At 38.8% G+C, this 13499-nt stretch carries 11 protein-coding genes; 6 read left to right on the forward strand and 5 right to left on the reverse strand.

Annotated features, from left to right (window positions below; genetic code table 11):
• Positions 1-32: 32 nt before the first annotated feature.
• The 3 genes from hel to glpT all read right to left on the reverse strand — a co-directional run bounded on the left by hel (position 33) and on the right by glpT (position 3624).
• On the reverse strand, positions 33-857 hold the full coding sequence (hel, locus tag DQN49_RS02535; protein ID WP_006995263.1) for a lipoprotein e(P4): 825 nt from the start codon (positions 855-857) through the stop codon (positions 33-35).
• A gap of 125 nt (positions 858-982) precedes the next feature.
• Complete coding sequence (gene glpQ / locus DQN49_RS02540; RefSeq protein WP_006995262.1) at positions 983-2077, reverse strand: glycerophosphodiester phosphodiesterase; 1095 nt, start codon at positions 2075-2077, stop codon at positions 983-985.
• 104 nt (positions 2078-2181) lie between these two features.
• The gene (glpT, locus tag DQN49_RS02545) at positions 2182-3624 is read right to left on the reverse strand and encodes a glycerol-3-phosphate transporter (RefSeq protein WP_006995261.1); all 1443 of its coding nucleotides are present in this window, start codon (positions 3622-3624) and stop codon (positions 2182-2184) included.
• 291 nt (positions 3625-3915) lie between these two features.
• Between glpT and glpA the strand changes: the two genes are divergently transcribed.
• The 3 genes from glpA to glpC are packed head-to-tail and all read left to right on the forward strand — an operon-like array spanning position 3916 to position 8187.
• Positions 3916-5607 carry an anaerobic glycerol-3-phosphate dehydrogenase subunit A gene (gene glpA, locus DQN49_RS02550; protein WP_006995260.1) on the forward strand — a complete coding sequence of 564 codons (1692 nt, stop codon included), beginning with the start codon at positions 3916-3918 and terminating at the stop codon, positions 5605-5607.
• A complete protein-coding gene (glpB, locus tag DQN49_RS02555) occupies positions 5597-6895 on the forward strand; it encodes a glycerol-3-phosphate dehydrogenase subunit GlpB (protein ID WP_006995259.1) in 1299 nt (432 codons plus the stop codon). Before glpA ends, glpB begins: the two co-directional genes overlap by 11 nt.
• Positions 6896-6906: 11 nt before the next feature.
• On the forward strand, positions 6907-8187 hold the full coding sequence (gene glpC / locus DQN49_RS02560) for an anaerobic glycerol-3-phosphate dehydrogenase subunit GlpC (protein ID WP_006995258.1): 1281 nt from the start codon (positions 6907-6909) through the stop codon (positions 8185-8187).
• A 110-nt stretch (positions 8188-8297) separates the two neighbouring features.
• Here the strand turns inward: glpC and ilvC are convergent, their stop codons facing one another.
• The gene (ilvC, locus tag DQN49_RS02565) at positions 8298-9776 is read right to left on the reverse strand and encodes a ketol-acid reductoisomerase (protein ID WP_005654301.1); all 1479 of its coding nucleotides are present in this window, start codon (positions 9774-9776) and stop codon (positions 8298-8300) included.
• Between the two features lie 652 nt (positions 9777-10428).
• On the opposite strand from ilvC, the gene ilvY reads away from it, so the two are divergent.
• From ilvY to glpE, 3 genes are read left to right on the forward strand one after another with little or no spacing between them, the layout of a single operon-like run.
• Positions 10429-11307, forward strand: a complete 879-nt coding sequence (ilvY, locus tag DQN49_RS02575; RefSeq protein ID WP_005694606.1) for an HTH-type transcriptional activator IlvY — start codon at positions 10429-10431, stop codon at positions 11305-11307.
• 31 nt (positions 11308-11338) lie between these two features.
• Positions 11339-12217 carry an EamA family transporter RarD gene (gene rarD, locus DQN49_RS02580; protein ID WP_005655039.1) on the forward strand — a complete coding sequence of 293 codons (879 nt, stop codon included), beginning with the start codon at positions 11339-11341 and terminating at the stop codon, positions 12215-12217.
• Complete coding sequence (gene glpE / locus DQN49_RS02585) at positions 12218-12535, forward strand: thiosulfate sulfurtransferase GlpE (protein ID WP_006995255.1); 318 nt, start codon at positions 12218-12220, stop codon at positions 12533-12535.
• An 83-nt stretch (positions 12536-12618) separates the two neighbouring features.
• Here the strand turns inward: glpE and tpiA are convergent, their stop codons facing one another.
• Entirely contained in the window at positions 12619-13410 is a 792-nt protein-coding gene (gene tpiA / locus DQN49_RS02590; protein ID WP_006995254.1) for a triose-phosphate isomerase, read from the reverse strand.
• Positions 13411-13499 lie beyond the last annotated feature (89 nt).

A 13499-nucleotide genomic window follows, 5' to 3' on the forward strand; every position in this document is an offset into this window, starting at 1 on the left:
TCGATATTTAAATCGATCTTTTTAATGGAAAATTATTTACCATCCCAAGCTTGTACTGCATCTAAACGAGCTTTGATTTGGCCTTGTGTATCTTTTTTGAAATACCCATCAGCTAAACCGCCTTCCCAACCACCGTAGTTTGCGTTAGGTAACATGATGAAAGTTTTACCAAATTTGCCTTGGTTTTGATCAACGAATGCACGGCGGTCAGCGTTTAATTTGCCATATACGGTATCACCGAAGTCATCTAAGTTATCGCCTACATAAAGTACGATTTCATAGCCTTGTTTTTCAATTTCTGCAAAACGAGCCGCTTTAGCTGATTTGTCTTTTTTCAAATAAAATGCAGATTCTTCCACGCCATTGAAACCTAAGCGTTTCATATCATCGATAGTGCCTGCTTTTTCAGTGCTGTCTTTGCGGTTTGTTACGTAAAACACTTTACCTTTGTGGCTGTTTACATAATTATTAAATTCTACCGCACCAGGAACGGCACGAGATTGACGCGCGTCTACCCAACGAGTCCAATCTTTACCATCGAATAGTTTGTTATTTTGAACTTGCCAGCCAGCATAAGGGCTGTTGTCTAACATAGTTTCATCTAAATCAGCCACAACCGCTTTTTTCTTACCTTTTGCCACTTTTGCGTGATCAAATGCAACTTTTGCCGCATTGTACGCTTGATAAGCTAATGCTTTATATTCGCCAGAATCTTGCATCCAGTTTAATCCAAGCACCGCTTGTTGTTGTAATTGCATATTTGCATGTTCTTCTGATTTCATTTGGTGTGAACCACAGCCAGCTAAAACAAAAGTAGAAAGAGCCGCAAGTGCGGTCATTTTTAACGTTGTTTTCATATTATGTTCCTATTCATTAAGGGTATAGTAAGTCTTTCTGAAAAACACTTTTCAATTGAAAAGTGTTTTTCATCATAGATGGCATTAATAACCGTAAATAAACTTACCTACGGTTATAATAGAAATTATTTTATTCCTTTTAAGAATTCCACGCAAGTATCTGGGAAATCAGTAAATACACCTGTTGCCCCTGATTTATTCAATAAGGCATCATACATTTGATTTACGTCTGTGAAAAACGCGGGTAGTGCATCTTTACGCACGGTGTAAGGATGCACTTCCACATTATATTGTGCAAGTTCTTTTACCAACGGAGTGTACACAATATTATCAGGTTTGGATTCTTCTTTATTAACTAACATATACCAACCTGGACCAACACCATCGGCATATTTAACCACTTCTGCCATTGCACCAGGTTTAAACATCCAATCGTAATTATAGTTTACCCAATAACCCTTTGGGTCTTTTTCTTGTGTTTCTTTCCAATCTGTATAAGCAATTAATTGAACTAATTTCAAATCCATACCCATTTGTGGAAGTAATTCCGTTTTGATACGTTTTAATTCATTAAAATCGAAAGTTTGTAAGTAAACCATATCGGTTTTCTTATCATAACCATATTTTTTCAACACTTTGAGCGTTTCAGCAGCAATATCTTTGCCATTTTGATGGTGGAACCAAGGTGCTTTGATTTCTGGATAAATTCCTACTTTTTTACCCGTCGATTTTTCTAAGCCTTGGATAAATTCAATTTCATCTTCAAAAGTGTGAATTCTAAAATGTGATTTCCAAAGTGGGAAACGATTAGGATAAACTTGCGCTTGTTTGCCATCTTTGGTTTCAAAGTTTTCTGTCATTTCTAAACTTTGAATTTCTTTTAAGGTAAAGTCGATGACATAGTAACGGCCATCTTTACGATGACGATGTGGGAATTTTTTCGCAACATCAGTCAAGCCATCTAAAAAGTGATCGTGAATAACCACTAAACGACCATCCTTAGTCATTGCTAAATCTTGCTCTAAATAATCTGCGTGTTGTGCAAACGCAAGTGCTTTAGATTCTAACGTATGCTCTGGTAAATAACCGCTAGCACCACGGTGAGCAATAATGATTTTGTCTGATTTCATTTGGGTATTCGCCATATTTGATGAATGGCTGCTACAACCTGCTAGTACGCCAGCTGCTAATAAAGAAAGGGCTAAAGTTTTAAGTTTCATAAGTATTTTCTCCTTAAGAGTGCGGTAAATTTTTATGGTTTTTTTTAGATGTTAGTTACAAAAAAGGCGACTAAGCAATTTGCCCGCCGCCTTTTTTAAGCTAATTATTTAGTACCGTAGGTATCGCCTAATTTCGCTTTGTGTTTTCCTTCTTCAACCATTACGATTAAGAGTAATAACACTGCTAATACGCCACCGCCGATCATTACGTAGAAACCACCGTCCCATCCGTAATGTTGAGCAGCCCAACCAATAACTGCTGAAGCTGATACAGTACCACCTAAGTAACCGAATAAACCAGTGAAACCTGCTGCCGTACCTGCTGCTTTTTTCGGTGCAAGCTCAAGAGCATGTAAGCCAATTAACATTACAGGACCGTAGATTAAGAAACCGATTAAGGTCATTAATACGAAATCAGTTAATTGATATGGGTTTTCATACCAAGCTGCATAGTTTGCAAGCTCTGCTTCTGGTGTAGCTGGGTTCATCCAGTACGCAACAACCGCTGCTGTGGTTAAGATCATAAAGATGAAACCAGTTAAACCACGTTTACCTTTAAACACTTTATCTGATACCCAACCACATAATAATGTACCTGGAACCGCTGCTAATTCATAGATTGTGTATGCCCATGCAGTACCTTTGATGTTGAAGTGTTTCACTTCACTCAAGTAAACTGGAGACCATTTTAATACACCGTAGCGGATTAAATAGACGAACACGTTAGCAATCGCGATATACCATAACAATTTGTTTTTTAATACATAAGTTACGAAGATTTCTTTTGCAGTTAAATCGTTTTCGTAAGTTTTTTCGTTATAGTCATCTGGGTAGTCATTACGCCATTTTTCGATTGATGGTAAACCACAAGATTGTGGAGTATCACGCATCACGAAGTACACAGGAATTGCAAAGATCATCGCAGCAATACCAGGGAAGTATAATGATTGTTGCCAAACATCTTTCGCCTGCGCTTCAATACCGTGAGTACTGAAGAAAATTGCACTAGCTAATAACACCATTGCACCAGGCACCATACCACCGATATTATGCGCCGTATTCCAAATTGACACGATAGTACCGCGTTCAGATTTAGACCACCAATGCACCATAGTACGACCACATGGAGGCCAACCCATACCTTGGAACCAACCATTTAAGAAGATCATTACCCACATAATGGCAATGCCTGAAGTTGCCCATGGGAATAAACCCATTAAGGTCATACATAAACCAGAGAGCAATAAACCAAATGGTAAGAATACACGAGGGTTAGAACGGTCAGACATACCTGCCATAACGAATTTTGATAAACCGTAAGCAAGACCAGCCGCTGAGCCGATAACACCGAGTTCCGCTTTTGAGTACAAGCCGGCTTGAATTAAACCAGGTTGTGCTAAGTCAAAGTTTGCACGCACAAAATAGTAAGCGGCATAACCAAAGAAGATCCCTGCAAACACTTGCCAACGTAAGCGTTTATACGTGGAATCAATTTTCTCCGCTGGAAGTTCCGCAATATGCGGAGCGGGTTTGAATGGTCCAAACATAATTTTTTCTCCAACTTTTTAATTATGTGTCATCTAAATTTACCCTTTTGAAACAGTAAGGGATTTGCGAATCATAAAAGAAAATAAAAAATAAGAAAGTAAAAAAAATCAAAAATGTGAAGTGTTTCACAAATCTTTACACCGTTTGAACGAATGCGAAAATTATTGTGATCAATATCACAAAATCGCTTTCTTTTACACTCAAAATGTTGTTAATTTTGCCGCACTTCTCTACAATGATTACACTTTTTATATTATTTTTTCTTACATTTTGGGAATCGGGGGTAAACAATGGGATTATCGCCTAGTATCTATAAAGATGTTGGAGATCTTTCGTCACTTAGCACTGATGTGATCATTATCGGTGGTGGCGCAACAGGAGCAGGTATTGCGCGCGATTGCGCACTTCGTGGCATTGATTGTATTTTATTGGAACGTCGAGATATTGCGACAGGAGCCACAGGACGTAACCACGGATTATTACACAGTGGTGCGCGTTACGCCGTGAACGACCAAGAATCTGCTGAAGAATGTATTAAAGAAAACCGCATTTTGCGCAAAATTGCGCGTCATTGCGTAGATGAAACGGAAGGCTTATTTATCACTTTGCCTGAAGATTCGCTCGACTATCAAAAAACCTTCCTTGAGAGCTGTGCAAAATCTGGAATTGATGCGCAAGCCATTGATCCTGAACTAGCTAAAATTATGGAGCCTTCTGTAAACCCTGATTTAGTGGGCGCTGTTGTTGTGCCAGATGGTTCTATTGACCCATTCCGTTTAACCGCCTCTAATATGATGGACGCCACAGAAAACGGCGCAAAAATGTTCACTTATTGCGAAGTAAAAAACTTGATTCGTGAAGGTGGAAAAGTGATTGGCGTGAATGTGTACGATCACAAAAATCGCAGAGAACGCCAATTTTTTGCACCGCTTGTTGTAAACGCTGGTGGTATTTGGGGACAAGGGATTGCGGAATATGCCGATCTCAAAATTAAAATGTTCCCTGCAAAAGGCGCATTACTCGTAATGGGTCATCGCATTAATAAACTTGTAATTAACCGCTGCCGTAAACCTGCTGATGCGGATATTCTCGTCCCTGGCGATACAATTTGTGTGATTGGTACAACGTCAAGTCGTGTTCCTTATGATCAAATCGATAACATGCAAGTTACGCCAGAAGAAGTGGATATTCTTTTCCGTGAAGGTGAAAAACTCGCACCTAGCTTGCGTCATACTCGCGTATTACGTGCTTATGCTGGGGTGCGACCATTAGTTGCAAGCGATGATGATCCATCAGGTCGTAATGTGAGCCGTGGTATTGTGCTACTTGACCACGCAGAACGTGATGGCTTAGATGGCTTTATTACTATCACTGGCGGTAAGTTAATGACTTATCGTTTAATGGCTGAATGGGCGACTGACCTTGTTTGTAAAAAACTCAATAAAACGGCTCGTTGTGTTACTGCTGAACAGGCTCTACCAGGTTCGACTGAAAGCCGCCAAGAGACCAATCAAAAAGTTATTTCATTACCAAGTACTATTCGTTATTCTGCCGTATATCGTCACGGTTCACGGGCTACTCGTTTGCTTGAAAAAGAACGTCTAGATCGTTCAATGGTTTGCGAATGTGAAGCGGTAACAGCTGGGGAAGTTCGTTACGCTGTTGATGAACTGGATGTAAATAATCTCGTCGATTTACGTCGTCGTTCCCGAGTTGGAATGGGAACTTGTCAAGCTGAACTCTGTGCTTGTCGTGCTGCAGGATTAATAAATCGTTTTGAAGTGGCAACACCACGTCAATCAACTACTCAACTTTCCGCCTTTATGGAAGAACGCTGGCGTGGTATTGAACCGATTGCTTGGGGGGAAGCTATTCGCGAAGCCGAATTTACCTCTTGGATGTATGCTAGTGTATTAGGTTTAAATGATGTGAAACCGCTTGATGAACAAGCACAACAAGGGACGGATAGCAATGAATTTTGATGTAGCCATTATTGGCGGTGGTTTAGCGGGTTTAACCTGTGGCATCGCCCTTCAACAACGCGGCAAACGTTGCGTGATTATCAACAACGGTCAAGCAGCCATTGATTTTGCATCTGGCTCTTTAGATTTATTAAGCCGCATGCCATCAACGACATATGGGGAAAACCGCGCAGTAGAAAATTTAAAAGAAAATATTACCGCACTTCGCAATGAATTACCTGCTCATCCTTATAGTTTATTGGGTGCAGAGAAAGTGCTTGCTAAAGCACAAGATTTTGAACGTTTAGCCAATGAATTAAATCTTGATTTAATTGGTTCTACGGAAAAAAATCACTGGCGTGTAACAGGCTTAGGCAGTTTACGCGGTGCGTGGCTTTCGCCAAATAGCGTGCCAACTGTGCAAGGTAATGAACCTTTTCCGCATAAACGTATTGCGGTGCTAGGAATTGAAGGTTATCACGATTTTCAACCTCAACTTTTAGCGGCAAATTTGGTGTTAAACCCACAATTTGAACATTGTGAAGTAACGAGTGGTTTCTTAAATATTCCACAATTAGATGAACTTCGCAAAAATGCTCGTGAGTTCCGTAGTGTCAATATCTCTCAACTTTTAGAACATAAACTCGCTTTTAAAGATTTAGTTAAAGAAATCATAGAATCAGCGCAAGGTGCAGAAGCGGTCTTTTTACCTGCTTGCTTTGGTTTAGAAAACCAAGAATTTATGACCGCACTTCGTGATGCAACTAAACTTGCATTATTTGAATTACCAACACTGCCACCATCATTACTTGGTATGCGCCAACGAATCCAATTACGCCATAAATTTGAATCCTTGGGTGGTTTAATGATTAATGGCGACAGTGCATTGAATGCAACATTTGAAGGAAATAAAGTACGTTGTATCAATACTCGTTTACTAGAAAATGAAGAAATCACTGCAGATAATTTTGTATTGGCGTCAGGAAGTTTCTTCAGCAAAGGGCTTATTTCCGAATTTGATAAAATTTATGAACCTGTTTTTGAATCCGATATTATCGGTGTTGAAGGTTTCAACCAGAAAGATCGTTTCACTTGGACTGCTCATCGCTTTGCTCATCCACAACCTTATCAATCAGCAGGCGTAGCGATTAATGCCCAGTGCCAAGTGAAAAAGTGCGGTCAATTTTTAACGAATTTATATGCCGTCGGTAATGTGATTGGTGGTTTTAATGCCCTTGAACTTGGTTGTGGTTCGGGTGTGGCTGTTGTAACTGCCTTGGCAGTGGCAGATGAAATCTTAGCGAAATAAGGGGGAATAATATGGATAATAATATTCAACGACTCATTGATAGTGCAAAACAATCCCTTAATTCGCCTGAAAGCTATAAATATATTGATGAAAGTTTTGAAAGCTGTATTAAATGTACTGCTTGTACTGCTGTTTGTCCTGTTTCACGTAATAATCCGCTTTATCCAGGGCCAAAACAATCAGGACCTGATGGCGAGCGTTTACGCTTAAAATCTGCTGAACTTTATGATGAAGCACTTAAATATTGCACCAACTGTAAACGTTGTGAAGTGGCTTGTCCGTCTGATGTGAAAATTGGCGATTTAATTGTACGTGCGCGTAATAATCACTTAGCGCAGTCTAAAAAACCGTTAATGAATAAATTGCGTGATGCGATTTTAAGTAACACCGATGTAATGGGGAAAATCAATACGCCATTAGCGCCGATTGTAAACACCATCACAAGCCTAAAAGCCACCAAATTTATGTTGGAAAAAACCCTTAAAATCAGTAAAGAACGTACTTTACCTAAATATGCGTTTGGCACGTTTCGTAGCTGGTATATGAAAAATGCGTTACAAGACCAACAAAAATTTGAGCGAAAAGTAGCATATTTCCACGGTTGTTATGTTAATTATAATAATCCACAGCTTGGCAAAGAATTCCTTAAAGTGTTCAATGCGATGAACATTGGGGTGATGTTATTAGAAAAAGAAAAATGCTGTGGCTTACCATTAATGGTAAACGGTTTTCCTAATCGTGCTCGCAATATTGCACAATTCAATACCGATTACATTGGAAAAATGGTAGATGAAAATGGAATAGATGTGATTAGTGAGGCATCAAGTTGTTCACTTAATCTGCGTGACGAATACCATCATATTTTAGGTATCGATAACGCCAAAGTCCGTCCGCATATCCATATGGTAACCCCATTTTTATATCAGCTTTTCAAAGAGGGTAAAACATTACCGTTGAAACCACTCAAACTCCGAGTGGCTTATCACACTGCTTGTCACGTAGATAAGGCGGGTTGGGCACCTTATACTTTGGAAGTGTTGAAAAAAATTCCGGGTTTAGAAATCATTATGTTACCTAGCCAATGCTGTGGTATTGCGGGGACTTACGGTTTTAAATCAGAAAACTATGAAATTTCACAATCTATTGGTAAAAATCTATTCGATAATATTAACGAGGGTGGATTTGATTACGTTATATCTGAATGTCAAACCTGTAAATGGCAAATTGATATGTCATCTAACGTGACCTGTATTCATCCATTAACTTTACTTTGTATGTCGATGGATGCTTAAATAAGAAAAATGCACGTTGTAATTAACGTGCATTTTTATGATTAATTTTATCTATGAAAAAACCGACTTTATATTGACAAAGTCGGTTTTTAATTCAGTTCAATTTAACATTAACCTGCAACTGCGATACGTTTCATATCTGTCATATAACCACGTAATTCTTGACCGATTAATTCAACAGGATGGTTGCGAATTGCATCGTTTACATCACGTAAGGTAATGTTATCGACTTCCACTGCTGGAGTTGGCTCGCCCAAATCGCCTTTTTGAAGGTTAGGGATAATTTCTTTTGCAAGAATTGGGGTTGCTACGTTAGAGAATAAGTAGTTACCATATTCTGCAGTATCAGAAATTACCACGTTCATTTCGTATAAGCGTTTACGTGCGATAGTGTTCGCAATTAATGGCAATTCGTGAAGTGATTCGTAGTAAGCTGATTCTTCATAAATACCGCTAGCAACCATCGCATCAAAGGCTAATTCTACGCCCGCTTTCACCATTGCAATCATTAATACACCATTATCAAAGTATTCTTGTTCGCTAATTTTGCCATCATATTTTGGCGCATTTTCAAAGGCTGTTTTACCTGTTGCTTCACGCCATGCGAATAAATCTTTGTCACCATTTGCCCAGTCTGCCATCATTGTTGCAGAGAAGTGACCGCTAATGATGTCATCCATGTGTTTGTAATATAAGAAACCAAGGCTTTCTTTGATTTGTTCAGCTAGTTCAAATGCACGTAATTTTGCACTGTTTGATAGGCGATCCATCATTAATGTGATACCGCCTTGTTTTAATGCCTCGGTAATGGTTTCCCAACCGTATTGGATTAATTTACCTGCGTATGCTGGATCTTTACCATCTGCCACTAATTTGTCATAACATACGATAGAGCCTGCTTGTAACATACCGCAAAGGATAGTTTGCTCACCCATTAAGTCAGATTTTACTTCTGCCACGAATGAAGATTCTAAAACACCTGCTTTATGACCGCCAGTTGCAGCAGCCCATGCTTTTGCGATCGCCATGCCTTCGCCTTTCGGGTCATTTTCAGGATGAACTGCGATTAATGTTGGCACACCGAAACCACGTTTGTATTCTTCACGAACTTCAGTACCTGGACATTTTGGCGCAACCATCACAACCGTAATATCTTTACGGATTTCTTCGCCAACTTCAACAATATTGAATCCGTGTGAATAACCAAATGCAGAGTCTTTTTTCATTAAAGGCATCACATCAGCAACTACTTTAGAGTGTTGTTTGTCTGGCGTTAAGTTTACGACTAAATCTGCAGTTGGAATTAATTCTTCATAAGTACCCACTTTAAAACCATTTTCGGTTGCACGTTGGAATGACGCACGTTTTTCAGCAATCGCTTCAGGGCGTAAGGCATAGCTAATATCTAAGCCAGAATCACGCATATTCAAACCTTGGTTTAAACCTTGCGCACCACAGCCTACGATAACGATTTTTTTACCTTTTAAGAAGTTTGCTTCATCTGCAAATTCTTCGCGATCCATAAAACGACAACGACCTAATTGGTCTAATTTTTGACGTAAATTTAAAGTGTTGAAATAGTTAGCCATTTTTTGTCCTTAATTGTGTAAGGTTGATAATTGTATGATGTTGTGTTTGCATATTTTTTGTTGTGGTTTGATTATAGGATTTTTTATGATTGCGTAAAGTGATATTATGGGAATGCAATGTTGCGATTTATGCAATTATTTTGTTTTTTTGAATTGGCATCGTATTTCGCTCGATGAGCGACCTACTTTCTTTTACTCGTGTAAAAGAAAGTAGGCAAAGAAAACACGCCCCAGTTAAATCGCTGTTCTTTGCTTTGTTTCAATTTTCTTAACGGCAATTTGCTGAACTCGCTACGCTCAAACAGACGCAAATTGCCTGAAAATTGAAAGTCGCAAAGGCGATTTATATGGGGCATAATTTACCTTAGTGTTATTTAAAAAGTGCGGTTAGTTTTGCATTCGTTTTTAAATTTAAGAAAGAACAAAATGGGTTCCCTTCTTTGCCGCCTGAAAAATTGGAAATTTGTAGGAAATTTTCGTCTGTTTGAGCGTAGCGAGTTCAGAAAATTTCCGTTAAGCAAATTTCCAATTTTTCAGGAAATAAGGCAAAGTAGGGCGTGTTTTCTTTTTGCCTACTTTTGCTTTGCACGAGCAAAGAAAAAGTAGGTCGCCATCGGCGAAACCCGATATTAAATAAATAAAAGAAGAAATTATGGAATTTACCGACCTACAAATATTCATCCACCTCAGTGATACAAAAAACTTCACCAAAACTGCCACCCAAAACCACATGTCTCCCTCTACCCTTTCCCGTCAAATTCAACGATTGGAAGACGAGTTAGGGAAGACACTTTTTATTCGTGATAATCGTCAAGTCAAACTTACTGAATATGGCGAGAAATTTTTACAATTTGCTAAAACAGAATGGCAAAACTGGCAACAATTTAAACAACAACTGAAAGATGAATCCGATGAACTTTGCGGTGAAATTAAACTTTTTTGTTCTGTAACCGCATCTTATAGCCATCTTCCTCACGTACTTAAAGAATTTCGTCAGCGTTATCCTAAAGTGGAAATTCAACTGACTACGGGTGATCCAGCGTTAGCACTAGAATTAATTCAAGCGCAACAAGTCGATCTCGCACTTGCGGGCAAACCAAATAATCTGCCTTCTAGTGTAGTGTTTCATAAAATAGATGATATTAGTTTGTCCCTAATTGCACCACGAGTGGCTTGTTTGGCGACACAATTATTGCAAGAAAAACCTATTGATTGGCAGCAAATGCCTTTTATTTTTCCCGTTGAAGGTCACGCACGGCAGCGAATTGAACAATGGTTAAGGGAGAAACAAATTAAACACCCGAAAATTTATGCTACTGTTGCGGGACACGAAGGAATTGTGCCAATGGTGGGATTAGGATTTGGATTAGCAATGTTGCCTGATGCAGTAATTGACAGCAGCCCAATGAATAACCAAATTTCCAGACTTAATCTTGATAAACCAATTGAGCCTTTTGAATTAGGTATTTGCACCCAAAAAAGAAATCTCGAACAGCCCCTAGTCCGTGCATTTTGGGCGATGTTAGAATAGAATAAATAATGGTTTAAAATAAGGATTTCTTATGTTTAAAGGTATTCTCGTTTCATTATTAGCCTCGTTTTTATTTGGCTATATGTATTATTTTTCTACGTTACTAAAACCTTTGAGTGGCACGGATATTTTCGGTTATCGGATGATATTTACTTTTCCTTTTGTCCTGTTGTCCGTCACATTATTTAAACAAAAAGCGGCTTTAATTGAACGTTTAAAACGCATTCAAAAACGACCGCACTTGGCATTGTCATATTTACTTTGCGGATTATTAATGGGTTTTCAAATGTGGCTTTTTCTTTGGGCACCGAATAATGGCAGTTCATTAAGCGTATCTTTTGGTTATTTACTTTTACCAATTGTAATGGTGGCGGCAGGTCGCGTGTTTTTTAAAGAACGCATTTCAACATTCAAATTTATTGCAGTTATCATTGCAACATTAGGCGTAATTTCTAATATTGTGCTAAAAGGCGGTCTTTCTTGGGAAGCCATTGTTATCTGTTTAGGTTACACCGCATATTTTTCTATCCGAAAAGCATTAAAAAATACCGATCTTGCCTCCTTTTGTTTAGAAATGTTAAGCCTTATGCCTGTCAGTATTTATTTTGCTTTACAAACAGATTTCGCGACAGTACAACAAACCAATCCGTTTATTTGGGGGCTGCTTGTCTTACTAGGATTAATCAGCGGTACTGCGTTAATTGCCTATGTAATAGCCAGTAATATGCTTCCTATGAATTTACTCGGTCTGCTTGGTTATGTTGAAACTATTATGATGCTATGCGTATCATTTTTGATCGGAGAACAAATTGATAGCGAAAGCTACCCACTTTTTATTTGTTTAGTCATCGCGATGATTCTCGTTATGGTTGATGGCGTTTACAAACAACACGCAAAAGGAAGTTTATAAATGTCATTTAAAGAAATAACTCCACAGCAGACTTGGGAAATGATGCAACAAGGCGCAATATTAGTCGATATTCGAGATAATATGCGCTTTGCTTATTCACATCCTAAAGGTGCTTTTCATTTAACAAACCAAAGTTTTTTGCAATTTGAAGAACTAGCAGATTTTGATTCGCCTATTATTGTGAGTTGTTATCACGGCGTGAGCAGTCGAAATGTAGCGACTTTTCTCATGGAACAAGGCTATGAAAATGTATTTAGTATGATTGGCGGATTTGATGGATGGTGCAGAGCAGAATTACCGATTGATACCGCTTACTAACCCATTCATCAAAAATATGTAAGATATAAAAAAGTGCGGTAAAAATTTACCGCACTTTTGTTGTTATTCTAATTAACTGAAAATTAGTTTTTCGCTGCAGCTGCTGCTTTAACAATTACTGCAAATGCAGGGGCTTTTAATGATGCGCCACCCACTAATGCGCCATCGATGTCTGGCTGAGTAAATAATTCAGCGGCATTTGCATCATTTACAGAACCGCCGTATTGAATAATTACTAGCTCTGCCACGGCTTGTGATTTCGCTGCGATGTGACCACGGATAAATGCATGAACGGCTTGTGCTTGTGCTGGAGTTGCAGATTTACCCGTGCCAATTGCCCAGATTGGTTCGTATGCGATCACTGCACCGTTGAATGCTTCTACGCCTAATGCATTGATGACTGCATCAATTTGACGTGCACATACTTCTTCAGTTTTGCCTGCTTCATTTTCTGCTTCAGATTCACCAATACATAATACTGGCACTAAACCAGCTTCTTTTAATGCACCAAATTTTTTCGCCACAAATTCGTCGCTTTCTTTATGATAAGTGCGGCGTTCAGAGTGGCCAATAATGATATATTTTGCACCGAAATCTTTTAACATTTCAGTTGAAATATCACCAGTAAATGCACCTTTCACATTGATATCTACGTTTTGTGCACCTAATTGAACCACACTTTTACCGCCACAGCTGCAACCACAACCAGAAAGTGCTGCTTCAGCCGTACCTAAATACATAACGGGGGGGGCAATTGCTACATCACAACCTGTTACATCATGTAATTCCGCTTTTAATCCCTCGATTAATTCTTTCGTGAATGCTTTGCTACCGTTTAATTTCCAGTTACCCATAACTAAAGGACGACGTGCCATTTTTGTTTCTCCATAGTTGATAAAATTAACTTGCTTACTATACCAAAATTTCGCTCCTATTCTTTGCAGAAGATCATAAAATTAAAAAA

The organism is Haemophilus aegyptius (genome assembly GCF_900475885.1).
Classification (GTDB): domain Bacteria; phylum Pseudomonadota; class Gammaproteobacteria; order Enterobacterales; family Pasteurellaceae; genus Haemophilus; species Haemophilus influenzae.

Excerpts from the sequence above, each read along its gene's own strand:
- hel (WP_006995263.1), bottom strand. The coding sequence starts at position 857 with ATGAAAACAACGTTAAAAATGACCGCACTTGCGGCTCTTTCTACTTTT.
- glpQ (WP_006995262.1), bottom strand. The coding sequence starts at position 2,077 with ATGAAACTTAAAACTTTAGCCCTTTCTTTATTAGCAGCTGGCGTACTA.
- glpT (WP_006995261.1), bottom strand. The coding sequence starts at position 3,624 with ATGTTTGGACCATTCAAACCCGCTCCGCATATTGCGGAACTTCCAGCG.
- glpA (WP_006995260.1), top strand. The coding sequence starts at position 3,916 with ATGGGATTATCGCCTAGTATCTATAAAGATGTTGGAGATCTTTCGTCA.
- glpB (WP_006995259.1), top strand. The coding sequence starts at position 5,597 with ATGAATTTTGATGTAGCCATTATTGGCGGTGGTTTAGCGGGTTTAACC.
- glpC (WP_006995258.1), top strand. The coding sequence starts at position 6,907 with ATGGATAATAATATTCAACGACTCATTGATAGTGCAAAACAATCCCTT.
- ilvC (WP_005654301.1), bottom strand. The coding sequence starts at position 9,776 with ATGGCTAACTATTTCAACACTTTAAATTTACGTCAAAAATTAGACCAA.
- ilvY (WP_005694606.1), top strand. The coding sequence starts at position 10,429 with ATGGAATTTACCGACCTACAAATATTCATCCACCTCAGTGATACAAAA.
- rarD (WP_005655039.1), top strand. The coding sequence starts at position 11,339 with ATGTTTAAAGGTATTCTCGTTTCATTATTAGCCTCGTTTTTATTTGGC.
- glpE (WP_006995255.1), top strand. The coding sequence starts at position 12,218 with ATGTCATTTAAAGAAATAACTCCACAGCAGACTTGGGAAATGATGCAA.
- tpiA (WP_006995254.1), bottom strand. The coding sequence starts at position 13,410 with ATGGCACGTCGTCCTTTAGTTATGGGTAACTGGAAATTAAACGGTAGC.